The sequence below is a fragment of the Shinella sp. JR1-6 genome, assembly GCF_004284735.1.
Lineage (GTDB): Bacteria > Pseudomonadota > Alphaproteobacteria > Rhizobiales > Rhizobiaceae > Shinella.
The window spans coordinates 403,553-427,870 of sequence record NZ_SHMI01000001.1; the positions used below are offsets into that span (position 1 = coordinate 403,553).

24 protein-coding genes are annotated in these 24,318 nt (G+C 63.2%); 23 read left to right on the forward strand and 1 reads right to left on the reverse strand.

Translation table 11 applies throughout. The features are described 5' to 3' along the window. The first annotated feature begins 112 nt into the window (after positions 1-112). The 3 genes from EXZ48_RS01855 to EXZ48_RS01865 all read left to right on the forward strand — a co-directional run bounded on the left by EXZ48_RS01855 (position 113) and on the right by EXZ48_RS01865 (position 2,375). Entirely contained in the window at positions 113-949 is an 837-nt protein-coding gene (locus EXZ48_RS01855) for an MBL fold metallo-hydrolase (RefSeq protein ID WP_130514122.1), read from the forward strand. 15 nt (positions 950-964) lie between these two features. Next, complete coding sequence (locus tag EXZ48_RS01860; protein ID WP_130514123.1) at positions 965-1,459, forward strand: hypothetical protein; 495 nt, start codon at positions 965-967, stop codon at positions 1,457-1,459. A gap of 169 nt (positions 1,460-1,628) precedes the next feature. Further along, the gene (locus EXZ48_RS01865; RefSeq protein WP_023512188.1) at positions 1,629-2,375 is read left to right on the forward strand and encodes a YebC/PmpR family DNA-binding transcriptional regulator; all 747 of its coding nucleotides are present in this window, start codon (positions 1,629-1,631) and stop codon (positions 2,373-2,375) included. A 178-nt stretch (positions 2,376-2,553) separates the two neighbouring features. On the opposite strand, the gene EXZ48_RS01870 is transcribed toward EXZ48_RS01865, so the two are convergent. Next, entirely contained in the window at positions 2,554-3,555 is a 1,002-nt protein-coding gene (locus tag EXZ48_RS01870) for an LLM class flavin-dependent oxidoreductase (protein ID WP_130514124.1), read from the reverse strand. A 171-nt stretch (positions 3,556-3,726) separates the two neighbouring features. Between EXZ48_RS01870 and ruvC the strand changes: the two genes are divergently transcribed. From ruvC to serA, 20 genes are all read left to right on the forward strand, one after another. After that, positions 3,727-4,239: a crossover junction endodeoxyribonuclease RuvC gene (ruvC, locus tag EXZ48_RS01875; RefSeq protein ID WP_023512186.1), complete on the forward strand. Its 513-nt coding sequence runs from the start codon at positions 3,727-3,729 to the stop codon at positions 4,237-4,239. Positions 4,240-4,294: 55 nt separating this feature from the next. After that, positions 4,295-4,555 carry an AbrB/MazE/SpoVT family DNA-binding domain-containing protein gene (locus tag EXZ48_RS01880; RefSeq protein ID WP_023512185.1) on the forward strand — a complete coding sequence of 87 codons (261 nt, stop codon included), beginning with the start codon at positions 4,295-4,297 and terminating at the stop codon, positions 4,553-4,555. Next, on the forward strand, positions 4,536-4,952 hold the full coding sequence (locus EXZ48_RS01885; protein WP_050746148.1) for a type II toxin-antitoxin system VapC family toxin: 417 nt from the start codon (positions 4,536-4,538) through the stop codon (positions 4,950-4,952). The genes EXZ48_RS01880 and EXZ48_RS01885 overlap by 20 nt, the downstream gene beginning before the upstream one ends. 11 nt (positions 4,953-4,963) lie before the next feature. Continuing rightward, on the forward strand, positions 4,964-5,581 hold the full coding sequence (gene ruvA / locus EXZ48_RS01890) for a Holliday junction branch migration protein RuvA (protein WP_130514125.1): 618 nt from the start codon (positions 4,964-4,966) through the stop codon (positions 5,579-5,581). A gap of 40 nt (positions 5,582-5,621) precedes the next feature. Further along, positions 5,622-6,662, forward strand: a complete 1,041-nt coding sequence (gene ruvB, locus EXZ48_RS01895; RefSeq protein ID WP_023512182.1) for a Holliday junction branch migration DNA helicase RuvB — start codon at positions 5,622-5,624, stop codon at positions 6,660-6,662. After that, positions 6,663-7,565 carry a metallophosphoesterase gene (locus tag EXZ48_RS01900; RefSeq protein ID WP_130514126.1) on the forward strand — a complete coding sequence of 301 codons (903 nt, stop codon included), beginning with the start codon at positions 6,663-6,665 and terminating at the stop codon, positions 7,563-7,565. Between the two features lie 46 nt (positions 7,566-7,611). Continuing rightward, on the forward strand, positions 7,612-8,088 hold the full coding sequence (ybgC, locus tag EXZ48_RS01905) for a tol-pal system-associated acyl-CoA thioesterase (RefSeq protein ID WP_130514127.1): 477 nt from the start codon (positions 7,612-7,614) through the stop codon (positions 8,086-8,088). A gap of 310 nt (positions 8,089-8,398) precedes the next feature. Beyond that, positions 8,399-9,115 carry a protein TolQ gene (gene tolQ, locus EXZ48_RS01910; RefSeq protein ID WP_023514593.1) on the forward strand — a complete coding sequence of 239 codons (717 nt, stop codon included), beginning with the start codon at positions 8,399-8,401 and terminating at the stop codon, positions 9,113-9,115. Positions 9,116-9,144: 29 nt separating this feature from the next. Continuing rightward, positions 9,145-9,597 (forward strand): protein TolR, encoded by a 453-nt coding sequence (tolR, locus tag EXZ48_RS01915; protein WP_130514128.1) that lies wholly within the window; start codon positions 9,145-9,147, stop codon positions 9,595-9,597. Positions 9,598-9,606: 9 nt separating this feature from the next. Next, positions 9,607-10,719 (forward strand): cell envelope integrity protein TolA, encoded by a 1,113-nt coding sequence (locus tag EXZ48_RS01920; RefSeq protein ID WP_130514129.1) that lies wholly within the window; start codon positions 9,607-9,609, stop codon positions 10,717-10,719. Between the two features lie 21 nt (positions 10,720-10,740). Continuing rightward, positions 10,741-12,045 (forward strand): Tol-Pal system beta propeller repeat protein TolB, encoded by a 1,305-nt coding sequence (gene tolB / locus EXZ48_RS01925; protein WP_023514590.1) that lies wholly within the window; start codon positions 10,741-10,743, stop codon positions 12,043-12,045. A gap of 239 nt (positions 12,046-12,284) precedes the next feature. Continuing rightward, positions 12,285-12,821 (forward strand): peptidoglycan-associated lipoprotein Pal, encoded by a 537-nt coding sequence (gene pal / locus EXZ48_RS01930; protein WP_023515469.1) that lies wholly within the window; start codon positions 12,285-12,287, stop codon positions 12,819-12,821. Between the two features lie 151 nt (positions 12,822-12,972). After that, entirely contained in the window at positions 12,973-13,986 is a 1,014-nt protein-coding gene (gene ybgF / locus EXZ48_RS01935; protein WP_130514130.1) for a tol-pal system protein YbgF, read from the forward strand. Positions 13,987-14,006: 20 nt separating this feature from the next. After that, positions 14,007-15,293: a tRNA lysidine(34) synthetase TilS gene (tilS, locus tag EXZ48_RS01940; RefSeq protein WP_130514131.1), complete on the forward strand. Its 1,287-nt coding sequence runs from the start codon at positions 14,007-14,009 to the stop codon at positions 15,291-15,293. A gap of 200 nt (positions 15,294-15,493) precedes the next feature. After that, on the forward strand, positions 15,494-17,416 hold the full coding sequence (gene ftsH, locus EXZ48_RS01945; RefSeq protein WP_023516766.1) for an ATP-dependent zinc metalloprotease FtsH: 1,923 nt from the start codon (positions 15,494-15,496) through the stop codon (positions 17,414-17,416). 340 nt (positions 17,417-17,756) lie between these two features. Beyond that, the gene (gene glmM / locus EXZ48_RS01950) at positions 17,757-19,109 is read left to right on the forward strand and encodes a phosphoglucosamine mutase (RefSeq protein ID WP_130514132.1); all 1,353 of its coding nucleotides are present in this window, start codon (positions 17,757-17,759) and stop codon (positions 19,107-19,109) included. 262 nt (positions 19,110-19,371) lie between these two features. Continuing rightward, positions 19,372-20,205 (forward strand): outer membrane protein, encoded by an 834-nt coding sequence (locus EXZ48_RS01955; protein ID WP_023513693.1) that lies wholly within the window; start codon positions 19,372-19,374, stop codon positions 20,203-20,205. Between the two features lie 206 nt (positions 20,206-20,411). Then, entirely contained in the window at positions 20,412-21,245 is an 834-nt protein-coding gene (locus EXZ48_RS01960) for an outer membrane protein (RefSeq protein ID WP_130514133.1), read from the forward strand. A 177-nt stretch (positions 21,246-21,422) separates the two neighbouring features. Continuing rightward, a complete protein-coding gene (locus tag EXZ48_RS01965) occupies positions 21,423-22,604 on the forward strand; it encodes a phosphoserine transaminase (RefSeq protein WP_050746142.1) in 1,182 nt (393 codons plus the stop codon). A gap of 80 nt (positions 22,605-22,684) precedes the next feature. Further along, a complete protein-coding gene (gene serA, locus EXZ48_RS01970; RefSeq protein WP_050746141.1) occupies positions 22,685-24,280 on the forward strand; it encodes a phosphoglycerate dehydrogenase in 1,596 nt (531 codons plus the stop codon). The last annotated feature ends 38 nt before the right edge of the window (positions 24,281-24,318 follow it).

The window sequence follows — 24,318 nt, forward strand, 5'->3', positions numbered from 1 at the left end:
AAGGTTCCGCGCGAGATGGCTCAACGGATTGTGATCGGCCGGCCGGCCGCGCAATCTCGACCCGCCCGCCTCGCGGGCGCATAGTCGCGCCGACCAATGAACGGAGCCGCCGATGCCGCATCTCCTGCTCATTCCGTTGATCCTTGTCGCCGCCGCGGTTTTTGCCGCTCCGCGGGTTTCACTCGCGCAGGCGGAAGCGCCGGTCAGCCAGTGCCAGATGATCGCGCGCTCGTTGCCCTCCGTCACCTTTGCCAGCTTTTCGGGCGGCGCTGCCCTCAAGGTGCAGGCCAAGGCGAACGAGGAGGTGCGCATCACCTATGTCGGCCACTCGACCTTCTTCATCGAGACGCCGGCCGGCGTGAAGATCGCGACGGACTACAACGGCTGGTACAAGCCGCCGGCGCTGCCGACCGTGGTCACGATGAACAAGGCCCATTCCAGCCACTACACGCTGACCCCGGAGCCGGGCATCGAATATGTACTGCACGGCTGGCTCGATGGTTCGGAAAAGGGGGCCGATCACGACGTCGTGGCGGGAGATACCTATATCCGCAATGTGCAGACCGATATCCGCGGCTGGGGCGGGGCGATGGAGCCGAACGGCAATTCCATCTTCATCTTCGAGGTGGCGGGCCTGTGCATCGGCCATCTCGGCCACCTGCACCACGAATTGACCGAGAAACAATATGCCGAAATCGGCCGGCTCGACGTGCTGATGGTGCCAGTCGATGGCGGGCTGACCATGGGGGCCGAGAGCATGAGCCGTGTCGTGCAGCGCCTGCGTTCGGCGCTGATCCTGCCGATGCATCGCCGTGGGCCGCCGATCAGCCAGTTCCTTTCCATGTTCGGCGAGGGCTTCGATGCCGTGACCGATGACGACGCGACGATCACGGTTTCGATCCGCAACTTGCCCAAGCGGCCGACGATTCATATTCTCTCCGGCGTCTGATGCCCGGAGCTTTTCATGCGTTTCCTTCTTGCCGTGCCCGCCGCCCTGCTTTCTTCCGCTCTTGCCTTCGCAAGCAGCGCGCCGACGCCGGGTGGCCCCGGTGCGGAGTCCGGCCAGCCGCGGGAGATCGTCACCCCGCCGGTTGAAAAGCTTCCGACGCGCTCTTTCGGCGTTGCCGAAAGTTTTGTCATGCCCTCAGGCAATATCGGCTGCATCTACATTCCCGAGGGCGGCACGGAGACCTATCAGCCGGCCGATGGCGGTCCCGAACTTTCCTGCGACCGCGTGGAGCCGAAATATGTGCGTGCAACGCTCGGTCGAAGTGGCAAGGCGGTGGTGCTTACCAATGTAGGCGACCAGGGATGTTGCGGCGGCGACAGGACCATCGCCTATGGTGAAACATGGTCGGCCGGCCCCTTTACCTGCTATTCGGAGCGCACGGGGCTGACCTGCGAGCGCACGGATGGCCACTCCTTCCTGTTGAGCCGGGCACGTCTGCGTGCCGACTGATGCGGGGCACCGCTTTGTTTGCGGGACTGCTGGACGTGCGCCAGCAATGAAATTATAAGGCGGCATTCCGAAAATCGGGGCGGCAGGGCGACGCTTTACCGCGGCGACACGCCCCGCACACCGCCGGCGACCAGAGAAACGGGCGCCGAACAGATGAGACAGGGGTGCCATGGCTGGCCATTCACAGTTCAAGAATATCATGCACCGCAAGGGTCGGCAGGATGCCGTGCGGTCGAAAATGTTCTCCAAGCTTGCCCGTGAAATCACGGTCGCGGCAAAGACGGGTCTGCCTGACCCGTCGATGAACGCCCGCCTGCGCCTGGCGATCCAGAACGCCAAGGCGCAGTCCATGCCGAAGGACAATATCGAGCGCGCCGTCAAGAAGGCCTCCGGCGCGGATAGCGAGAACTACGAGGAAGTCCGCTACGAGGGTTACGGCCCGGGCGGCGTCGCCGTCATCGTCGAGGCGCTGACCGACAACCGCAACCGCACCGCTTCCTCCGTCCGTTCGACCTTTTCCAAGGCCGGCGGGGCGCTCGGCGAAACCGGTTCGGTCTCCTTCTCTTTCGACCGCGTCGGTGAGATCACCTACAAGCTCTCGGTCGGCGATGCCGACGCCGTCATGGAAGCTGCCATCGAGGCCGGCGCCGAGGATGTGACGACCGACGAGGACGGCCACACGATCATCTGCGGTTTCGAGGATATCGGCGACGTTTCCAAGGCGCTGGAAGACAAGCTCGGCGAAGCCGAGACGGTCAAGGCGATCTGGAAGGCCCAGAACACCGTGCCGGTCGATGAGGAAAAGGCGCAGTCGCTGATGAAGCTGATCGACACGCTGGAAGACGATGACGACGTGCAGAACGTTTATTCGAACTTCGAGGTTTCCGACGAAGTGATGGCCAAGCTTTCGGCCTGATCGACGACGCCAGTGAAAAAGGCCGGGCGCCGCAGGGGCCCGGCTTTTTGTTTGTCGGTAAACCTGCCCGCCCGCCTTTGTCACTCTCGGTTTTGGGCCGAGGAGCCATGATGCGGAAGAGACGGGGCGGATTTGCCCGCAGCCTGAAGGTTGAGGCGCTTCAAGGTGGCTTTTTCCGCTATGCCGCTTCCGCCAGCGCCTGTTGTGCCCGGGCAAACAGCCGCACGGAATTCAGCCGGGCCTCCATGTCATGGATCGGCATCGAGACGATCAGTTCGTCGGCCTTGGTGATCGACAGGAAGTCGGCGATGCGGCGCTTGATCTTTTCCGGTCCGCCGACGACGGCATATTGCAGCGTGTGCTCGACATTGATGCGCTCGTTCTCGCTCCAGTGCGGATCCATGTCGTCGACCGGTGCCGGGAAGGCGCCGGGCGTGCCGCGGCGCAGGCGCACGAAGGACTGCTGCATCGAGGTGAAGAGATAGTCCGCCTCCGCATCCGTATCGGCCGCAGCCCCCATCACGCCCACCATGGCATGGGGTTTGTCCAAGTACTGCGAAGGCTCGAAGCGGTCGCGATAGATTTCCAGCGCCGTCAGCAGCATGTCCGGTGCGAAATGCGAGGCGAAGGCGAAGGGCAGGCCCAGCATGCCTGCGAGATGCGCCGAGTAGTGGCTGGAGCCAAGCAGCCAGACCGGCACGTTGCTTCCCGCACCGGGAATGGCGATGACCTTCTGCTCGGGGCTGACAGGCCCCATCAGCTGCATCAGTTCGACGACGTCCTGCGGGAAATTGTTGGCGGCGCTGTCGAGATTGCGGCGCAGCGCCTGCGCGGTGCGCATGTCGGTGCCCGGCGCGCGGCCGAGGCCGAGGTCGATCCGGTCGGGAAAAAGCGCGGCAAGCGTGCCGAACTGTTCGGCGATGACGAGCGGTGAATGGTTCGGCAGCATGATGCCGCCGGAGCCGACGCGGATTTTCTCCGTGCCCGCCGCGATGTGCTGGATGACGAGCGAGGTGGCGGCGCTGGCAATGCCACGCATGCCGTGGTGTTCGGCGAGCCAGAAGCGCTTGTAGCCGAGTGCCTCGGCTTCCTGCGCAAGGCGCCGGGAGTTTTCGAGCGACTGGGCGACGGTGCCGCCTTCGATGATCGGGGAAAGATCGAGGATGGAGAAGGGCACCATGGCCGCGGCCTCTTTGTGAGCAGATTTGATTGTGCTCCCATGTAGGTTCAGTTTCGTGAAATCCAAGCGATGGGTTCGGGGTTTTCGCAGTGTCGCGCGGAATTGCCGCTCTGTTTTTGTTTTGTTCACATTTCGCTGGCAGGGTCCGCCCATGGGCATTAGGGTTTCGTCATGCAGGAAACGATTCGCATCATCGGCATCGACCCGGGGCTTCGCCGCACCGGCTGGGGCGTCATCGAGACGCTTGGCAATTCGTTGCGCTTCGTCGCGTCCGGCACTGTCACCTCCGACGGAGACATGGATCTCGCCTCCCGCCTCTGCCAGTTGCACGACGGTCTTAGCGCGGTGGTGCACAGCTATCAGCCGCACGAGGCCGCCGTGGAGCAGACCTTCGTCAACAAGGACGCGACTGCGACGCTGAAGCTCGGCCAGGCGCGCGGCATCGCCATGCTCGTGCCGGCCCGCGCCGGCTTGCGCGTTGCCGAATATGCGCCGAATGCGGTGAAGAAGGCTGTCATCGGCGTCGGCCACGGCGAAAAGCAGCAGATCCACATGATGCTGAAGGTGCTGATGCCGAAAGCGACCTTCACCGGCAACGACGCTGCTGATGCCCTTGCCATCGCCATCTGCCACGCCCACAACCGCCAGGGCCTCTCCGGCCGCCTCGCCAAGCTCGCCGGCTGATTTGTTCTTGACTTGTTCCTGCTTGACCAATAAGTAATACCGCAGAGGTATTACCATGCGCGTGACGGAAAAAGGCCAGGTGACGATCCCCAAGCCAATCCGTGATCGGCTCGCCATTGAGCCCGGTTCGGAGGTGGATTTCGTCGTGTCCGATGAGGGCGTGATGCTCGTCAAGGTGGGCGACGGCAAGCCGGACTTCGATGATTTCGATGCCTGGGCGGCCAGCGTTCAGGGAACGTGGAATCTGGATGGCATGACGCCGGACGAATATTTCGAATGGCTGCGAGGACCGCGTGATGACCTCGACCGTCGTTGATACCAACGTCCTTATCGACATGTTGGGGCCGGACCGGCCGCAGCGGCGCTGGTCCTTCGCCGCCCTGAAGCGATGCCTGGAGCAGGGGGAACTGGTTCTCAATCCTGTCGTATGGTCGGAGCTTGCGACCTCGTCGCTGAGTGAACTGGAACTGAATCTCGCCTTCGGCTGGCTGCGCATGCGGCGCGAGGCTTTATCCTATGAAGCGGCCTTCGCTGCCGGCAAGGCGCACTATGCCTATCGCCGGGCCGGCGGGCTGCGCGAGCGAACGCTTCCGGACTTTCTCGTCGGCGCCCATGCTGCGGCGCGTTCCCACCGCCTGCTCACCCGCGACGCCGCGCGCTATCGCAGCTATTTTCCCGCGCTCGACATCATCTCTCCCGAAACCCATCCCTGACGGATTCTTTCATGATCGGCAAACTCAAGGGCACAATCGACGAGATCGGCGAGGAATATGTGGTGCTCGACGTGCACGGCGTCGGTTACGTCGCTTTCTGTTCGGCACGTACGCTCGGCAAGCTAGGTTCAAGCGGCGAGGCGGCGGTGCTGTTCATCGAGACCTATGTGCGGGAAGACCAGCTCAAGCTGTTCGGCTTCCTGACGGCACTGGAGCGGGAATGGTTCCGGCTGTTGCAGAGCGTGCAGGGTGTGGGCTCCAAGGTGGCGCTGGCCGTGCTGTCGACACTGACACCGGGGGAACTGGCGAACGCCATCGCGCTTCAGGACAAGACGGCGGTGTCGCGCGCGCCGGGCGTCGGACCGAAGGTCGCGGTGCGCATCATGACGGAGCTGCGCAACAAGGCGCCGGCCTTTGCCGGGGAGGCGTCTGCCTCGATCGGGCTCAAGCAGGAGCTGGGTGAAGGCGTGGCCTCCGCGCCGGTTTCCGATGCCGTCTCGGCGCTCACCAATCTCGGCTATTCGCGCGACCAGGCGGCCAACGCCGTCGCTGCGGCGCTGAAGAACGGCGGGGAGGGGGCCGACAGCGCCAAGCTCATCCGCCTCGGCCTCAAGGAATTGTCGCGGTGACGCGGTTGCCTTCCGCCGTGGACAATGGGATTAGGGCGCGATGAGCGACGAGAACAGACTGCTTTCGCCGGAAAAGCGCGGCGAGGACATCGATACGGCCTTGCGGCCGCAGACGCTGGACGATTTCACCGGCCAGGCGGAGGCGCGGGCGAACCTCAAGATCTTCATCGAAGCGGCGAAGAACCGCGGCGAGGCGCTCGACCATGTGCTGTTCGTCGGCCCGCCCGGCCTCGGCAAGACGACGCTGGCGCAGATCATGGCCAAGGAGCTCGGCGTCAATTTCCGCTCGACGTCCGGCCCCGTCATCGCGAAGGCCGGCGACCTTGCGGCGCTTTTGACCAACCTTGAAGAGCGCGACGTCCTCTTCATCGACGAAATCCACCGCCTCAACCCGGCCGTGGAGGAAATCCTCTATCCGGCCATGGAGGATTTTCAGCTCGACCTTATCATCGGCGAAGGCCCGGCGGCGCGTTCGGTGAAGATCGACCTGTCGAAGTTCACCCTGGTCGCCGCCACCACGCGCCTCGGCCTGCTGACGACGCCGCTGCGCGACCGTTTCGGCATTCCGGTACGGCTCAACTTTTATACGGCCGAGGAACTGGAACTGATCGTGCGCCGTGGTGCGCGGCTGATGGGCCTCGGTATGACGGACGAGGGTGCGCGCGAAATCGCCCGCCGGGCGCGGGGCACGCCGCGCATTGCCGGCCGCCTTCTGCGCCGCGTGCGCGATTTCGCCGAAGTGGCAAGGGCCGAGGCGGTGACGCAAAAGATTGCCGACGAGGCGCTGACGCGGCTTCTCGTCGACAATATGGGCCTCGACCAGCTTGACCGGCGCTATCTCTCGATGATCGCACACAATTTCGGCGGCGGGCCTGTCGGCATCGAGACGATCGCAGCGGGGCTTTCCGAGCCGCGCGATGCGATCGAGGATATCATCGAGCCCTACATGATCCAGCAGGGTTTTATCCAGCGCACGCCGCGCGGCCGTGTTTTGACCGTAAATGCCTGGAAACATATGGGACTGACGCCACCGAAAGATCTGGAGGCGACGCAGTTCAGGCTGTTTTCCGAGGACGATTGAGTGATCACACGCCGCGGTTTGCTGAAGGCTTTTGGAGGCTTCATCGCCGCGGGCTTCGCCTCTTCGGCCTATGCGGTCGGCGTCGAGCCGATGCTGCGGCTGCGCACCACGACCTATCGGCTGACGCCGCCCGGCTGGCCTGAGGGTTTGAGGCTTAGGATAGCGGCGCTGGCGGATGTCCATGCCTGCAAGCCCTGGATGACGGCTAGCCGAATCAAGGCTATCTGCAAACGAGCGAATGCACTAGACGCCGACCTGATCGTCCTGCTCGGCGACTACGCCAGCGGTATGAATCTGGTGACGGACTATGTCCATTCAAGCGAGTGGGCCGAGGCCATGTCCGGCCTCTCTGCGCCGCTCGGGGTTCACGCCATCCTCGGCAATCACGACTACTGGGAGGACCTTACCTTTCAGCGGAATCCGGTGATTGAGACATTTGGAGAAAAAGCGCTTAAGGCGGTTGGCATTCCTGTCTATGTCAATCAGGCCGTTCGGCTCGAAAAGGACGGCCACGTGTTCTGGCTGGCCGGACTTGGGGATCAATTGGCGCTTCGGCCGGGCACGGCTTTCGGGCGGCGAAGCTTCGTCGGCGTCCACGATCTGCCCGGTACGCTCGCCCAGGTGACCGATGATGCGCCAGTGATCCTTCTGGCGCATGAGCCCGATATTTTTCCGGATGTGCCGGATCGTGTGGCGGTGACGCTGTCGGGCCATACCCATGGCGGGCAGGTTCGCCTTCTTGGTTACTCGCCCGTGGTGCCGTCGCAATACGGCAACCGCTACGCCTATGGCCATGTCGTCGAGGGCGGGCGGCATCTTTGCGTTTCCGGCGGACTTGGCTGCTCGATTGCGCCGGTTCGTTTCGGTTCGCCGCCGGAAATCATGGTTGTCGAGCTGGGGTGAGCGCGAAAACCTTGCAATTGCGGGCGCTTTGCGGAAGAGAAGCGCCATGACGGATTACAATCACCATCTCTCGGGCGAGCTCACGCACGCCGGACACCGGCTTGCACAGCGGGTCTACTATGAGGACACGGATTTTTCCGGCGTCGTCTATCACGCCCGCTACCTGCATTTTCTGGAACGCGGGCGTACGGATTACCTCCGCCTGCTCGGTGTCGAACAGGGCAGCCTCATTCTGGAAGAGGACCGCGAGGGTCTGGTCTTTGTCGTGCACCGCATGGAGATCGACTTCAAGGCGCCGGCGCGCATGGACGACATCCTGACCATCCTCACCTCGACGGAAAAGGCCGGCGGGGCGAAGATGATCCTCAACCAGGAGATCCGTCGCGGCGAGCAGCTTCTGATCGCCGCCCGCGTCATCATCGCGGTCATCAATTCCGCGGGCCGGCCGCGGCGCCTGCCGGAGGGGCTTGCGGCGCGGTTCCTTGCGAAAGCGCAGGAAGTGGCCGGCATACATCAGCAGTAACACTCCCTTAACCATAATGATGTCTTACTCGCTCCATGAGGATGGTTTTGTGCACTGCACGTCATCCTTTAACCAAAATTGCCGTGAAGAAGGCAGGTTGTAAGCGTTTGACCGGCATGGCGGCCGGCGGCATCAACCGGACATTCTTGACGGACATGCGGAGCGGGTGCGGATCTAATCCTCCTGGCAACGTCTTGTTTGTGAATGCCGATGCGAGATCCACCTCCCAGGAGACCGCGAAGGCGTGAATGTTACCCGGTTCGAGCCGCAAGGGCCCGTGCCGGGTGTTTGGATTCGGGGACATAGGTCTATGGAACAAGTGGGTTTGGAAGCGGCGCATAATGTGACCCTGTGGGGTCTCTTCATGCAGGCCGGGTTCGTCGTGAAGCTGGTCATGCTCGGCCTCATCGCCGCGTCCGTGTGGACCTGGGCCATCGTCGTCGACAAGACGGTGAGCTACGGAAAGGCGCGTCGCCAGCTCGACAGCTTCGAGCAGGTCTTCTGGTCCGGGCAGTCGCTGGAAGAGCTTTATCGTACGCTCTCCGACCGCCAGACGTCGGGCATGAGCGCCATCTTCGTCGCAGCGATGCGCGAATGGAAAAAGAGCTTCGAGCGCGGGGCGCGATCGCCGATCGGCCTGCAGATGCGTATCGACCGGGCCATGGACGTGACGTTGTCACGCGAATCCGAAACGCTGGAAGCGCGCCTCGGCTCGCTCGCCACCATCGGTTCGGCGGCACCCTTCGTCGGCCTCTTCGGTACGGTTGTCGGCATCATGACCTCGTTCCAGGCGATTGCCGGATCCAAGCAGACGAGCCTTGCGGTTGTGGCACCCGGCATCGCCGAAGCGCTTCTCGCCACCGCCATCGGCCTCCTTGCCGCAATTCCGGCGGTTATTGCCTACAACAAGTTCTCTGCCGATGCCGGCAAGCTGACGGCGCGCATGGAAGGGTTCGCGGACGAGTTCTCCGCCATCCTGTCGCGCCAGATCGATGAAAAGCTGCAGCCGCGCGCCGCGGCGCAGTGACCGGCCTTTAGAAAGACGGAGACGACCCCATGGGCATGTCAGTCGGAGCGAAAAATGCGGGCGGTGGCCGCCGCCGTCGCGGCGGAGGCAAGAAGGCCCCGATGAGCGAGATCAACGTGACGCCGTTCGTCGACGTCATGCTCGTGCTGCTCATCATCTTCATGGTGGCCGCGCCGCTGATGACTGTCGGCGTGCCGCTCGACCTGCCGAAGACGCAGGCCAAGGCCCTGAACGCCGATACGCAGCCGATCACCGTTTCCGTCAAGGCGGACGGCCAGGTCTACCTGCAGGAAACGCCGATCCCTGTCGACGAGATCGCCGCCAAGCTCCAGGCCGTAGCGACGACGGGCTATACCGAGCGCGTCTTCGTGCGGGGCGACGGCACGGCGCCGTACGGCGTCATCGCCGACGTGATGTCGCGCATCCAGGCGGGCGGATTCAGCAATATCGGCCTCGTCACCGAGCAGAAACCGGACACGTGATCGCACGCCATGAAGGGCAGTCTCGCCACATCCGCCGTCATCCACTCCCTGGTTCTCACCTGGGCGCTGGTTTCGCTCGGCAGTCCTGAAAGTTTCGACGTCGCCAATGTCGAGGCGATGCCGGTCGATATCGTGTCGATCGAGGAGCTGACGCAGATCCAGCAGGGCGACAAGAAAGCCGAGCTGAAGGAAAAGGCCGCGCCTGTTCCGACCAAGAAGCAGACGCCGGTCGAGAATGCGGAAAACGCCGGCGAAAATGATGTCGACCTGAAGAACCTGCCGACGCCGGAGGAAAAGCCGCGCGATATCGAGACCGCTGCCGCGCCGGAAAAGGCCGAAAAGGTCGTGCAGACGCCGGACACCAAGCCCGTCGAGGACGTGAAGCAGGAAGAGACTGCCAGCGAGCCCTCGACCGAGGTCGCTGCGCTTCCCGAGACCAAGCAGGAGGTCAAGCCGGACCCGAAGCCCGAGGCGACGCCGTCCGAGGAAAAGCCAGCCGAAGTCGAGGACGCCGAGGCGCTGCCGGACAAGATCCCGCTTCCCGAAATGAAGCCGAAGGTCGAGACGAAGAAGACCGAGACCGCGGAAAAGCCGGCCGAGAAGAAGGTGGAGACGGCGAAGGCCGAGACCGCCAAGACGCCCGACCGCAAGAAGGACCAGAAGAAGAAGCAGGAAAAGGCGAGCTCGCTGAACGAAAGCGATTTCAACTCGGACGAGATCGCTGCGCTTCTCAACAAGGAAAAAGCGGCCGGCGGCGGCGCGAAACGCTCGCAGGAGCAGACCGCACTCGGTGGCGAGAAGACGACGAGCGGCACGAAACTGTCGCTAAGCGAAATGGACGCCCTGCGCGGCCAGATCCAGAACAACTGGTCGATCATTCCCGGCCTTGCCGACTCCGCCGACGTGCGCATCCAGGTCAAGATGCAGCTCGACCAGAACGGCGACATCATCGGCGAGCCGGAAGTGGTGGCGACGGGCGGTTCGGATTCCGCGCGCCGGGCGCTGGCCGGCGGTGCCCGCCGCGCCATCATGAAATCGCGGCCCTTCAAGGGCCTGCCGCCAGAAAAATATGACGCCTGGAGCGAAGTCGTCGTGAACTTCGACCCCAGCCAGATGATGTAAGAACTAGGAAGGCCTAGATTTATGTTCAGACGCACTCTTCTCCGTTTGCTGGTCGTGCTGACCGGCCTTGCGGCCTCCCTGCCGCAGGCCTGGGCGCTCGTGGAAATCAACATCAACAAGGGCAATGTCGAGCCGTTGCCGATCGCCGTTACCGACTTCATCGCCGGCGGCGATCTCGGCCAGCGCATCACCGACGTGATCGCGGCGGACCTGAAGCGGTCCGGCCTCTTCGCGCCGGTCAACAAACAGGCCTTCATCGAGAAGATCGCCAACCCGGACCAGGCACCGCGCTTCGACGACTGGAAGGTCATCAATGCGCAGGCCCTTGTCACGGGCCGCGTGACGCAGGAAGGCGATGGCCGCCTGCGCGCCGAATTCCGTCTCTGGGACACCTTCGCCGGCAAGCAGATCACCGGCCAGCAGTTCTATACCCAGCCGGAAAACTGGCGCCGTGTCGCGCATATCATCGCCGATGCGATCTATGAGAGCCTGACGGGCGAAAAGGGCTACTTCGACACCCGCATCGTCTATGTCGCCGAAAGCGGCCCGAAGAACGCCCGCAAGCGCCAGCTCGCCATCATGGACCAGGACGGCTTCAACGCCCGGGCCCTCACCAATTCCAACGAGTTGGTCCTGACGCCGCGCTTCTCGCCGAGCCGCCAGGAAATCACCTACATGTCCTTCGAGGGCAACCAGCCGCGCGTCTACCTGCTCCAGCTGGAGACGGGACAGCGCGAAGTGGTCGGCAACTTCCCGGGCATGACCTTCTCGCCGCGCTTCTCGCCGGATGGCCAGAAGGTCATCATGAGCCTGCAGCAGGAAGGCAATGCCAACATCTACACGATGGACCTGCGCTCGCGCACGACGACGCGCCTCACCTCGACGGCGGCGATCGATACCGCACCCTCCTATTCGCCTGACGGCACGCAGATCGTGTTCGAAAGCGACCGGGGCGGCAGGCCGCAGCTCTATGTGATGGGTGCCGACGGCTCCAACCAGCGCCGCGTTTCGTTCGGTGACGGTTCCTACTCCACGCCGGTCTGGTCTCCGCGCGGCGATCTTATCGCCTTCACCAAGCAGTCGGGCGGCAAGTTCTCGATCGGCGTGATGAAGACGGATGGTTCGGGCGAGCGCATCCTGACATCGGGCTTCCACAATGAAGGCCCGACCTGGGCGCCGAACGGCCGCGTGCTGATGTTCTTCCGCCAGCCGGCCGGCGCTGGGGGCCCGCAGATCTATTCGATCGACCTTTCCGGCTACAACGAACAGGCCGTGCAGACCAAGGGCTTTGCTTCCGACCCGGCCTGGTCGCCGCTTCTGGAATAGCAACACATATGAGGCGGGCCTGCCGCGTTCTTGCCGCAAAGTCCTGTAAATCAGGCGGCAGCGAGACGCGGCAGGCCCGTCTCCATTTGATGCGCGGGGGCCGGGGACGGTCTTACAAGCAATCGTTAACCATAAACGTTGAACGCGGATTAACTGACCGCGGTTACAGTCTGGCAACCCTGATTGAAACCGACGCTTCAACGAACTTGACGCAAGAACTGATGCAAGGAGACCGGCTCATGAGCCGCATTCATTCCCCGGCCGCTGGCCGCATGCAGACCATCGCCCGCAATCCGGCAATGATCGCCCTGTTCATGAGCCTGGCACTTGCTGGCTGCGCTTCTAAGAAGAACATGCCGAACAATGCCGGTGACCTCGGCCTCAATGGCGGCGCTGGCGCCGCGACGCCGGGCTCGCAGCAGGACTTCACCGTCAATGTCGGCGACCGCATCTTCTTCGACACGGACTCGACTTCGATCCGTGCCGACGCCGCAGCGACGCTCGACCGTCAGGCCCAGTGGCTGCAGAAGTATCCGAACTACGGGATCACGGTCGAAGGCCATGCTGATGAACGCGGCACGCGTGAATACAACCTGGCGCTCGGCGCACGCCGTGCAGCTTCGACCCGCCAGTACCTCGCGTCGCGCGGTATCCCGGCAAACCGTATCAAGACGATCTCCTACGGCAAGGAAAAGCCGGTCGCCGTCTGCGACGATATTTCCTGCTGGTCTCAGAACCGCCGCGCCGTGACCGTTCTCGGTGGCGCCGGCATGTAATTCCTTCTTCGGAAGGATGCGGGAAAGGCGGCCGAGAGGCCGCCTTTCTTTTTTCAACACACTTTGGCCGAACTCCGTTGCTTTTTGGGAGTATTTGGAAAACTCTTCGGCAGCGCTTCGGCGTACAATGGGACCAACAGGACGAAGATAGATGAAGAAACTTGTCGCGGCAGGCGTTCTCAGTCTGGCAGCGGTAGCAGGCATGGTCGGGCCGATCAGCGCATCGCCGCTTTTCCCGCTTGCCAACGGTTTTCTGCCGGCAAAGAACGAACGGATGGAAACGGGTGAGGTTATCCTCGCGCAGGCCATGGATCCGCGCGTCGGGCAGCTCGAGGAACAGATCCGCAGCCTCAACGGCCGGATCGAGGAAATGAGCTACCAGCTCCTCCAGATGCAGGAGCAGATTCGCAAGGCGCAGGAAGACAACGAATATCGCTTCCAGGATCTCGAAAGCGGCAAGAGTGGCTCCGGCAAGAGCGGCGCCCTTGAAAAGCCGGTGAATGGCGGCACGGCCGACCAGCAGATCGCCTCGAACAGGGTGCCGGCGGATGATCCCGCCGGAACCGACACGCGGAACCAGACCGCGGGCAACCAGAACACGGGCGGTGGTGCGCAGCCGCAGGAACTGGGGTCCATCCGTTTCGACGAGAACGGCAACCCGATCGGTGCCGAGACCAATCCGGATCTCAACAACCAGAGCGCCTCGATCGGCAACGACAACACGCTGCCGGGCGTCGAGGACGGCCTGCCGCAGGCCTCGCAGTCGTCGTCCGCCTCGCTCGACAATCCCGACGACCTCTACCAGGTGGCCTACGGCCATGTGCTTTCCGGCGACTACCAGCTCGCCGAACGCGAATTCCGCGACTATCTCGACATCTTCCCGAAAGGCGAGAAGGCGGCCGACGCCAACTTCTGGCTGGGCGAGGCGCAATATTCGCAAGGCAATTTCAACGACGCCGCCAAGACTTTCCTCAACGCGCACCAGACGTTCAGCAAGTCGAAGAAGGCGCCGGAAATGCTGCTGAAGCTTGGCATGTCGCTTGCCGCGCTCGACAACCGTGAAACCGCCTGCGCCACGCTGCGCGAGGTGAACAAGCGTTATCCCGACGCTTCCAAGGCCGTGAAGACCAAGGTCTCCTCCGAACAGAGCCGCCTGTCCTGCTGACTGCGGACGGAAGAAACGCCATGGCCCGCGCGGACGATCCCGTCGTCGAGGTAGCCGGCCGTTTTCTGAACAGTTTCAAACGCCCTGCGCATCTGCTCGTCGCCATATCCGGTGGCAGCGATTCAACCGGATTGCTCGTGGCCCTCGCCACGCTTTGCGCGACCGGGCGCTTTCCCGGCATCACCCTTTCCGCCTGCACGATCGACCACGACCTGCGCCCCGGCTCGGCTGAGGAGGCTGCTTGGGTCGGCGCACTCTGCGCGCGCTACGGTATTGGGCATAGCGTTCGCCGTTGGGAGGGAGGAAAGCCGCATTCCGGCTTGCAGGCTGCGGCCCGCGCCAAGCGCTACGACCTTCTTGCTGCTGCTGCCGTGGACATGGGAGCCGATGCCATCCTTGCGGCGCACACGCGCGACGATCAGAGCGAGACCGTGGCGATGCGTGCCGCGCGATCTGCGGAGGGGATCGGCCTTTCCGGGATGGCGGATGCCGTTCTGTTGAACGGTGCGGTCTGGCTGCTGCGGCCGTTCCTCGCCCTCGACCGGGCGGCCGTTCGCGCCTTCCTTGCGGCGCGCGGCGAGAGCTGGCGTGACGATCCGAGCAACGACAATCCTCGTTTCGAGCGCGTCCGTATCCGGGCGCGCGGCGTTCTGCCCGATCACGCGGGCAAGGACAGGGCGCTGCTTTCCCGGCAGGCCGCAATCTTCCTCACCGGAAACGCCCGGGCGGAAGGCGCCGCTTTTGTGCTGGAATCGGCGGCGATCGGCACGCTCCTCACCGATGCGGGCGCCTGGCGCGGCCTCCTGCTGTTGGCGGCAGTGGCGGGTGGGCGGGTTCATACTCTTGAAACGGCATCGGCCGAGCGCCTGCGAAGCTTCCTTGCCAGCGGCACACTGTCGCGGCTGACCGCCGGCCGCGTTGTCTTCGATCGCCGGCGCGATGGTCTTTTCCTTTACCGCGAATGCCGGGGCATCGAGACCCTTGTCCTTCCGGCGGGAGCGACGGCCGTCTGGGATGGGCGATACCGTGTCGTCAACCGCGCCAGCCGGGCGATCACCGTGTCGGCTTTCGGCAGTGGGGCAGGGCGAGAGGATGATGCGGGATTGACCGGCGCTGCCTTGCGCGCCAGCCGCGCCGCGCCGCGCCTGAAATTCGAGGACGGAGCGCGCGTGCCGGCGGATCTCGCCATTCTGGGGCCGCTGGTCGCGCCCCATGTCCGTTTCCTGCCGCGTTTCGACCTTCCGCTTGCCAATGCATTGGCAGGAATTCTCGGGTCTGTGCCGTTTTCGTCTCCGCCGAACGAATGAAGGCGCGCACGAAAGCGTTGTGGTAAGATAGAGGCAATGTCGATGGCGGCCGGCTTTAGGGCCGTGCGCGTCGTTGACGATATTGAGAGAAAAGCCCTGACCCCGTGCGCTTTGCCTTGGCAAGGCCGCAAGGCGACCCTATGTTAGGCGACAGAGAAGCGGCCGGGAAACTCCGGCCGGGAAAGTGCCCGGAACGTTCGATGAATCCCAATTTCCGCAACTTCGCCCTGTGGGCGATTATCGCCCTTTTGCTGATCGCGCTGTTCAGCATGTTCCAGACGAGCCCGGCGCAGACCGGCTCGCGGGAAATCCCCTATTCGCAGTTCCTCAAAGAGGTGGACTCGAGCCGGGTGAAGGAAGTCGTCATCACCGGTGAAAAGATCGTCGGCAGCTATGTCGAGACCGGCGCGACCTTCCAGACCTATGCGCCGACCGGTGACAATTCGCTCGTCCAGCGACTTGAAGCGAAGAACGTCGTCGTCAGCGCACGGCCGGAAACGGACGGTTCGTCCGGGTTCCTCAGCTATATCGGCACGCTGCTGCCCATGTTGCTGATCCTCGGCGTCTGGCTGTTCTTCATGCGCCAGATGCAGGGCGGCTCGCGCGGCGCGATGGGTTTCGGCAAGTCCAAGGCGAAGCTTCTGACCGAAGCGCACGGCCGCGTCACCTTCGCTGACGTCGCCGGCGTCGACGAAGCCAAGCAGGATCTTGAGGAAATCGTCGAATTCCTGCGCGATCCGCAGAAGTTCCAGCGCCTTGGCGGCCGCATTCCGCGCGGCGTGCTGCTCGTCGGCCCGCCCGGCACCGGCAAGACGCTGCTGGCGCGCTCCGTCGCGGGTGAGGCCAATGTGCCGTTCTTCACCATTTCCGGCTCGGACTTCGTCGAGATGTTCGTCGGCGTCGGCGCAAGCCGCGTGCGCGACATGTTCGAGCAGGCCAAGAAGAACGCGCCCTGCATCATCTTCATCGACGAAATCGACGCTGTCGGTCGTCACCGTGGCGCGGGCCTCGGCGGCGGCAATGACGAACGCGAGCAGACGCTGAACCAGCTCCTGGTCGAGATGGACGGCTTCGAGGCCAATGAAGGCATCATCCTGATCGCCGCGACCAACCGTCCCGACGTTCTCGACCCGGCGCTGCTGCGTCCCGGCCGTTTCGACCGCCAGGTCGTCGTGCCGAACCCTGATATCGTCGGCCGCGAGCGCATCCTCAAGGTGCATGTGCGCAACGTGCCGCTCGCCCCGAATGTCGATCTCAAGGTTCTCGCCCGTGGTACGCCCGGCTTCTCCGGTGCCGACCTCATGAACCTCGTCAACGAAGCTGCCCTGATGGCCGCGCGCCGCAACAAGCGCCTCGTCACCATGCAGGAGTTCGAGGACGCCAAGGACAAGATCATGATGGGCGCCGAGCGCCGCTCTTCGGCGATGACCGAGGCGGAAAAGAAGCTCACCGCCTACCACGAGGCCGGCCATGCCATCGTCGCGCTCAAGGTGCCGCTCGCCGATCCCCTGCACAAGGCGACGATCATTCCGCGCGGCCGTGCGCTCGGCATGGTCATGCAGCTTCCCGAGGGCGATCGCTACTCGATGAGCTACAAGTGGATGGTCTCGCGCCTTGCCATCATGATGGGCGGCCGGGTTGCCGAAGAAATCACCTTCGGCAAGGATAACATCACCTCTGGTGCTTCTTCGGATATCGAGCAGGCGACGAAGCTGGCCCGCGCGATGGTCACCCAGTGGGGCTTCTCCGACCAGCTCGGCCAGGTCGCCTATGGCGAGAACCAGCAGGAGGTCTTCCTCGGTCATTCGGTCGCGCAGCAGAAGAACGTCTCCGAGGCGACGGCGCAGAAGATCGACAACGAGATCCGCCGCCTGATCGACGAGGCCTACACCGAGGCCAAGCGCATCATCACCGAGCAGAACCACGAGTTCGTGGCGCTGGCTGAAGGCCTGCTCGAATACGAGACGCTGACGGGTGACGAGATCAAAGCGCTTATCCGCGGCGAGAAGCCGGCGCGCGATCTTGGCGACGACACGCCGCCGCACCGTGGCTCCGCCGTACCGAAGGCCGGCCACAAGAAGGGCGGCGAGGCGGAAGGCGGGCTTGAACCGCAGCCGCAATAAAGACAGCGCCCAACGGAGTTGAAAACGGCCGGGAAGTCTATCCCGGCCGTTTTCCTTTGGTAACGGACTGTAATGAATTCTGATATTCGGGTGGCTGTCCTTTGCCGGCTTTTGTGGCAAAGAAAGGTGATAGCTCTACGCCGTTTTAAGGATTGGATTACCGCGCGGATTTATCGTTACCTTCTGCCCTGAAATGGGTGTGCGGGTGCGGCAGATTGAATGCGAAAGCCGTTCCGGAAAACGTGCGCAGCGGTTTTGTGTCCGGAATTGCGTAGAGACAAAAAGCCAGAGCAGGGCGTAGCGCAAAGCGCCGCCCAGGCCGGCGATTTCAGGAGTGAACATGAAACGTCGTTATTTCGGCACGGACGGTATCCGGGGACAATCCAACATCTTCCCGATGACGCCCGACCTTGCCATGCGGGTCGGCATCGCCGTCGGCACGATCTTTCGCCGCGGCGCGCATCGCCACCGGGTGGTGATCGGCAAGGACACGCGCCTTTCCGGCTACATGCTGGAAAACGCCATGGTCGCCGGCTTCACCGCGGCGGGTATCGATGCCTTCATCCTCGGCCCGATCCCGACGCCTGCCGTTGCCATGCTCACGCGCTCGCTGCGCGCCGATATCGGCGTGATGATCTCCGCCTCGCACAACCCGTTCTACGACAACGGCATCAAGCTCTTCGGTCCCGACGGCTACAAGCTCTCCGACGAGATCGAGATGGAGATCGAGGAGCTGCTCGACAAGGACATCACGGCACAACTCGCCAAATCCGCGGAGATCGGCCGGGCAAAGCGTATCGATGGTGTGCATGACCGCTACATCGAGCATGCCAAGCGCACGCTGCCGCGCGACACGACGTTGAAGGGCCTGCGCGTTGCGATCGACTGCGCCAACGGCGCCGCCTACCGCGTTGCGCCTGCTGCCCTCTGGGAACTCGGCGCCGACGTCGTGACGATCGGCAATGAGCCCGACGGCCTCAACATCAATCTCGACTGCGGCTCCACCCATCCCGAAACCCTGCAGCGCAAGGTGCACGAGGTGCGCGCCGATATCGGCATCGCGCTCGACGGCGATGCCGACCGCGTGCAGGTCATCGACGAGAACGGCAAGATCATCGACGGCGACCAGCTGATGGCCGCTATTGCCGAAAGCTGGGCGGCGGACGGCATGTTGCGTGGTGGCGGCATTGTCGCGACCGTCATGTCCAATCTCGGTCTCGAACGTTTCCTCACCGACCAGGGCCTCAGCCTCCAGCGCACCAAGGTCGGCGACCGCTATGTCGTCGAGCACATGCGCCAGCACGACTACAATGTCGGCGGCGAGCAGTCCGGCCATATCGTGCTGTCCGATTTCGGTACGACTGGCGACGGCCTCGTCGCCGCCCTCCAGGTGCTCGCCTGCGTCAAGCGCAGCGGCAAGACGGTCAGCGAGGTGTGCAATCGCTTCGAGCCGGTGCCGCAGGTGTTGAAAAACGTGCGGATCAAGGCCGGTCAGCCGCTGGAGGACGCCACCGTTCGCCAGGCGATCGCCGACGCAGAATGCGAACTTGCCCGCAACGGCCGCCTCCTCATCCGCCCCTCCGGCACCGAGCCGCTGATCCGCGTGATGGCGGAAGGTGACGACCGGGCGCAGGTGGAGCGCATCGTCGATGAGCTGGTGGACGTGATCGGCGCGGTACGCAACGCCGCCTGAGCCGCTCTGCGGTGTATTTCTTGAGAGGGTCGAAGCATTGCTTCGGCCTTTTCTTTTATCGGTAAGTCGTGGGGGCGGTTGTCGTGAAAATCCTTCGATTTTTATTTGTTGTTTACCGAATTCATGAACGGCCATTAACAAATACGGTAAATGTTTGTAGTTAATCGCCCCTTAACCTTTCCTCGCCATTATCCATGCCTGATCGAGGGACTTGGAATCCGGCGCGCCGGCCAACCCAAGCAAAGCCTATTGGAGCAAGGCCATGAGGAAAGTTTTGAGTGGCGTGGTTGCCGTCCTGCTGACGGGCACGTCGGGTTATGCGGCCGACATCTACCAGCCGGAGGTCATCGAAGCGCCGGTGCAGGAAACCGTCATCGAGACGGGCGGCTGGTATCTGCGCGGTGACATGGGCTGGTCGTACAACAAGATGCGCGGGGCCAACTTCTATCAGGGCTCGAACGATACCTATCGCAGCTTCGATTCCACGCGCCTGAAGAGCGGCTTTACCATAGGCGGTGGTGTCGGTTACCAGATCAACGACCACTTCCGCACGGACGTGACGCTCGACTACATGTTCAAGTCCAAGTTCAAGGGCTCGACGACGGGCGGTTGCGGCGTTGCGGTGAACTGCACCTCGACCGACGTCTCCTCGCTGACGGCCCTCAGCCTCCTCGCCAACGCCTATGTCGACATCGGCACCTACGGTATCGTGACGCCCTATGTCGGCGCGGGTATCGGCGGCACCTATGTGAACTGGAAGGGCCTCAAGAACACCTCGTGCGAAACGGGCGACCCGACCAACTGCGACCCGAGCTTCGATCACCGTGGCCGGAAGAGCTGGCGCTTCACCTACGCGCTGATGGCCGGCGCCTCCGTCGATGTCACCTGCAACCTGAAGGCAGACGTCGGCTACCGCTTCCGCCACGTCACCAAGGGCGACATGTTCGGCTTCAATGCCGGCGGCGGCCCGGGCTACGACAAGGGCTTCTACAGCCACGAAGCGCGTGCGGGTCTGCGCTACTCCTTCAACGGTTGCGACCAGCAGGCCTATATCCCGCCGGTCGAAATCCCGATCGAACAGCCGGTTTACAAGTAAACCCGTTCTTTCGACTGCCCTGCAAGGCCGCCCTCCGGGCGGCCTTTCGCATTTCGGAACGTGCTGTGGATCCCGGTACTTAACCGTTTCTTCATGCCTTAAGATTTATGGTTAACCAACGGTGTAGGGCAGCGATCTCCTAAGGATGCGTGGTCGTGCGCCCATCACGCAACCGCCGGCCTGTCCGGCCTTGAGGGATCGAGACCATGTTCCGCCGCATTGCACCGCTTGGTATTGCCGTTCTTGCCGGCCTCGTCGCGACGAGTGCGGCAGCGAGCGATCTCGACATCATCAATGCGCCGGAAATCGATGTTTCCGGCAGCACGGTGGCCGAGGGCTGGTACATCCGCGGCGACCTCGGTTATTCCGGCTGGGTCAAGCACGACAAGCCGAACTACCGGATCGACGCCTTCGGTGCGGCCTTCGCGGAAGGCGATTTCGACAATGCCCGCTTCTCGAAGCCCGTGTCCTATGGCGTGGGCATGGGTTACCAGTTCAACAACTTCCTGCGCGCCGACCTGACGACGGATTTCTTCAACGGCTCGCTGCGCGGCAGCTCGAGCCTCGATTCGCCCTGCATCACCGCCCCGGCGGGCACGACCTGCCGTCTCGGCCAGAAGGCGGATTACAGCGCGGCCAACTTCCTCGCCAACGGCTATGTGGATCTCGGAACCTATGCCGGCATAACGCCCTATCTCGGCGCGGGTGCGGGCGTGACCTACATGAAATGGGACAGCTTCCGGACCAACGCGAACTGCCGGAACGACACGGGATCCTGCGCGGGCGCAACCTTCGACGAGATCCGCGTGAAGGGCGACGACAGCTGGCGCTTCACCTATGCGCTGATGGCGGGCGCCGCCATCGATCTCACCGAACGCGTCAAGCTGGATCTCGGTTACCGCTTCTCCGACATGGCGGGCGGCAAGGCCTTCGGCGGCAGTGCTGACGTGCCCGGTGTCGGCACCGTCAGCGTCAAGGGACGTGACGAGGGGTTCCAGAAGCACGAATTCCGTGCCGGTATCCGCGTCTCCACCTGGTAAGCGACCTCTTCTGTCTTGTGCAACGGCGCGTCGAGAAACCGGCGCGCCGTTTCCTTTGCGCCGGATCATTTTTCGTTTCCGACATATTCCGCTTGACTTGAGAGCGGCTCTTCCATATTCACGGCGGCGGGACACCCTTCCCCAACGAAGGGCTATCTATCTGGAAGGATAGCGATCATGACGAAGACCGTCACACCGCCGGACGTGCGTCCGAACAATACCCATTTCTCTTCTGGCCCTTGCTCGAAGCGCCCCAACTGGTCGCTCGACGCGCTTTCCGATGCTCCGCTCGGTCGTTCGCACCGCGCCAAGATCGGCAAGACCAAGCTCAAGCAGGCCATCGACCTTACCCGTGAAATCCTGGAAGTGCCTGATGATTATCGCATCGGCATCGTGCCGGCCTCCGATACCGGCGCCGTCGAGATGGCGCTGTGGTCGCTGCTCGGCCCGCGCGGCGTTGACATGGTCGCCTGGGAAAGCTTCGGTTCGGGCTGGGTCTCGGATGTCGCGAAGGAGCTGAAGCTTCCCGACACGCGCAAGATTACGGCCGACTACGGCTTGCTTCCCGACCTTTCCACGATCGATTTCGACCGTGACGTGGTCTTTACCTGGAACGGCACCACCTCGGGCGTCCGCGTCCCGAACGCCGACTTCATCCCGGCCGATCGCCAGGGCCTCACCATTTGCGACGCGACCTCGGCCGCCTTCGCGCAGAACCTCGACTTTGCGAAGCTCGACGTCGTCACCTTCTCCTGGCAGAAGGTTCTGGGCGGCGAGGGCGCGCATGGCGTCATCATCCTGTCGCCCCGCGCTGTCGAGCGTCTCGAAAGCTACACGCCGGCCTGGCCGATGCCCAAGATCTTCCGCATGACCAAGGGCGGCAAGATCATCGAGGGCATCTTCCAGGGCGAGACGATCAACACGCCCTCCATGCTCTGCGTCGAGGACTATATCGATGCGCTCCTCTGGGCAAAGCAGGTCGGCGGCCTCAAGGGCCTGATGGCCCGCGCCGACGCCAATGCCAAGGTCATCTTCGACTTCGTCGAGAAGAACGACTGGATCGCCAACCTCGCCAAGGAACCGGCGACGCGCTCCAACACCTCGGTCTGCCTGACGATTGCCGACAAGGACGTGCTGGCGCTCGACGCTGATGCACAGGCCGCTTTCGCCAAGGGTTTCGTCGCCCTGCTCGACAAGGAAGGTGTCGCCTACGACATCGGCGCCTACCGCGACGCTCCGTCGGGACTGCGAATCTGGACCGGTGCGACCATCGACACGGCTGACCTTGCGGCGCTGATGCCCTGGTTGACCTGGGCATTCGAGACCCAGAAGGCGACGCTGGCCAAGGCTGCGGCCTGATTTTTTCGCGACCGGCTTCGTCCCCTGGGCGAAGCCACCTTTGATCTCATCTCCCTAGACTCAATTGAAGGAGGCCTCTCATGGCACCTCGCGTACTCGTATCCGACGAACTGTCGGAAACCGCCGTCCAGATCTTTCGCGATCGCGGCGTAGACGTCGATTTTCAGCCGCAGCTCGGCAAGGACAAGGACAAGCTTGCCGAAATCATCGGCAACTATGACGGCCTCGCCATCCGCTCCGCCACCAAGGCGACGGAAAAGCTGATCGCTGCTGCTGCCAACCTCAAGGTCATCGGCCGCGCCGGCATCGGCGTCGACAATGTCGATATCCCGGCCGCCTCGCGCCGCGGCATTATCGTCATGAACACGCCCTTCGGCAATTCGATCACCACGGCGGAACACGCGATCGCCCTGATGTTCGCCGTCGCCCGCCAGCTTCCCGCCGCCGACGCCTCCACGCAGGCCGGCAAGTGGGAGAAGTCGAAGTTCATGGGTGTCGAGATCACCGGCAAGACGCTCGGCGTCATCGGTGCCGGCAATATCGGCTCGATCGTCTGCTCGCGCGCCATCGGCCTCAAGATGCACGTCATCGCCTATGACCCGTTCCTCTCCAAGGAGCGCGCCGAGGAGATGGGCGTGAAGAAGGTCGAGCTCGACGAACTCTTTGCCGAAGCCGATTTCATCACCATGCATGTGCCGTTGACGGACAAGACGCGCAACATCATCGACGCGGCGGCGATCGCCAAGATGAAGGATGGCGTGCGCATCGTGAACTGCGCCCGCGGCGGCCTCGTCGTAGAGGCTGATCTTGCCGAAGCGCTAAAGTCCGGCAAGGTCGCCGGCGCCGGCTTCGACGTCTTCGAGGTCGAGCCCGCCAAGGAAAGCCCGCTCTTCGGCCTGCCGAACGTCGTCTGCACGCCGCATCTCGGCGCTTCCACCACGGAAGCGCAGGAGAACGTCGCCCTGCAGGTCGCCGAGCAGATGTCGGATTACCTGGTGCGCGGTGCTGTCTCCAACGCCATCAACATGCCGTCGATCACCGCTGAGGAAGCACCGATCCTGAAGCCGTTCATCCGGCTTGCCGACGTGCTCGGCGCTTTCGTTGGCCAGGTCACGGAAAGCGCGATCAAGGAAATCGAGATCCTCTACGACGGCGCGACGGCTTCGATGAACACCAAGGCGCTGACCAGCGCGGTGCTTGCCGGTCTCATCCGCTCGCAGGTCGCCGACGTCAACATGGTCTCCGCGCCGATCATGATCAAGGAAAAGGGCATCATCCTCTCCGAGGTCAAGCGCGACAAGTCGGGCGTTTTCGACGGTTACATCCGTCTGACGGTGACGACGGCCAACCAGACCCGCTCGATCGCCGGCACGGTCTTCTCCGACGGCAAGCCGCGCTTCATTCAGATCAAGGGCATCAACCTCGACGCCGATGTGGGCAACCACATGGTCTACATCACCAACACCGACGTTCCCGGCATGATCGGCTTCATCGGCACCACGCTGGGCGAGGGTGGGGTCAACATCGCCAACTTCCAGCTCGGCCGTGACAAGCAGGGCGGTGACGCCATCGCGCTGCTCTATGTCGATGCCGCCGTTTCCGAAGACGTGATGAACAAGCTTCGCGCCAACCCGGCGATCCGCCAGGTCAAGTCGCTGGTCTTCAACGTCGACTGATCGTCGTCCTCCCAAGACGAACAGAAAGGCCCGCCGGA

What these genes read in the sequence shown, in the direction of transcription:
- EXZ48_RS01855 (WP_130514122.1), top strand. Translation starts at nt 113, where the DNA reads ATGCCGCATCTCCTGCTCATTCCGTTGATCCTTGTCGCCGCCGCGGTT.
- EXZ48_RS01860 (WP_130514123.1), top strand. Translation starts at nt 965, where the DNA reads ATGCGTTTCCTTCTTGCCGTGCCCGCCGCCCTGCTTTCTTCCGCTCTT.
- EXZ48_RS01865 (WP_023512188.1), top strand. Translation starts at nt 1,629, where the DNA reads ATGGCTGGCCATTCACAGTTCAAGAATATCATGCACCGCAAGGGTCGG.
- EXZ48_RS01870 (WP_130514124.1), bottom strand. Translation starts at nt 3,555, where the DNA reads ATGGTGCCCTTCTCCATCCTCGATCTTTCCCCGATCATCGAAGGCGGC.
- ruvC (WP_023512186.1), top strand. Translation starts at nt 3,727, where the DNA reads ATGCAGGAAACGATTCGCATCATCGGCATCGACCCGGGGCTTCGCCGC.
- EXZ48_RS01880 (WP_023512185.1), top strand. Translation starts at nt 4,295, where the DNA reads ATGCGCGTGACGGAAAAAGGCCAGGTGACGATCCCCAAGCCAATCCGT.
- EXZ48_RS01885 (WP_050746148.1), top strand. Translation starts at nt 4,536, where the DNA reads ATGACCTCGACCGTCGTTGATACCAACGTCCTTATCGACATGTTGGGG.
- ruvA (WP_130514125.1), top strand. Translation starts at nt 4,964, where the DNA reads ATGATCGGCAAACTCAAGGGCACAATCGACGAGATCGGCGAGGAATAT.
- ruvB (WP_023512182.1), top strand. Translation starts at nt 5,622, where the DNA reads ATGAGCGACGAGAACAGACTGCTTTCGCCGGAAAAGCGCGGCGAGGAC.
- ybgC (WP_130514127.1), top strand. Translation starts at nt 7,612, where the DNA reads ATGACGGATTACAATCACCATCTCTCGGGCGAGCTCACGCACGCCGGA.
- tolQ (WP_023514593.1), top strand. Translation starts at nt 8,399, where the DNA reads ATGGAACAAGTGGGTTTGGAAGCGGCGCATAATGTGACCCTGTGGGGT.
- tolR (WP_130514128.1), top strand. Translation starts at nt 9,145, where the DNA reads ATGGGCATGTCAGTCGGAGCGAAAAATGCGGGCGGTGGCCGCCGCCGT.
- EXZ48_RS01920 (WP_130514129.1), top strand. Translation starts at nt 9,607, where the DNA reads ATGAAGGGCAGTCTCGCCACATCCGCCGTCATCCACTCCCTGGTTCTC.
- tolB (WP_023514590.1), top strand. Translation starts at nt 10,741, where the DNA reads ATGTTCAGACGCACTCTTCTCCGTTTGCTGGTCGTGCTGACCGGCCTT.
- pal (WP_023515469.1), top strand. Translation starts at nt 12,285, where the DNA reads ATGAGCCGCATTCATTCCCCGGCCGCTGGCCGCATGCAGACCATCGCC.
- ybgF (WP_130514130.1), top strand. Translation starts at nt 12,973, where the DNA reads ATGAAGAAACTTGTCGCGGCAGGCGTTCTCAGTCTGGCAGCGGTAGCA.
- tilS (WP_130514131.1), top strand. Translation starts at nt 14,007, where the DNA reads ATGGCCCGCGCGGACGATCCCGTCGTCGAGGTAGCCGGCCGTTTTCTG.
- ftsH (WP_023516766.1), top strand. Translation starts at nt 15,494, where the DNA reads ATGAATCCCAATTTCCGCAACTTCGCCCTGTGGGCGATTATCGCCCTT.
- glmM (WP_130514132.1), top strand. Translation starts at nt 17,757, where the DNA reads ATGAAACGTCGTTATTTCGGCACGGACGGTATCCGGGGACAATCCAAC.
- EXZ48_RS01955 (WP_023513693.1), top strand. Translation starts at nt 19,372, where the DNA reads ATGAGGAAAGTTTTGAGTGGCGTGGTTGCCGTCCTGCTGACGGGCACG.
- EXZ48_RS01960 (WP_130514133.1), top strand. Translation starts at nt 20,412, where the DNA reads ATGTTCCGCCGCATTGCACCGCTTGGTATTGCCGTTCTTGCCGGCCTC.
- EXZ48_RS01965 (WP_050746142.1), top strand. Translation starts at nt 21,423, where the DNA reads ATGACGAAGACCGTCACACCGCCGGACGTGCGTCCGAACAATACCCAT.
- serA (WP_050746141.1), top strand. Translation starts at nt 22,685, where the DNA reads ATGGCACCTCGCGTACTCGTATCCGACGAACTGTCGGAAACCGCCGTC.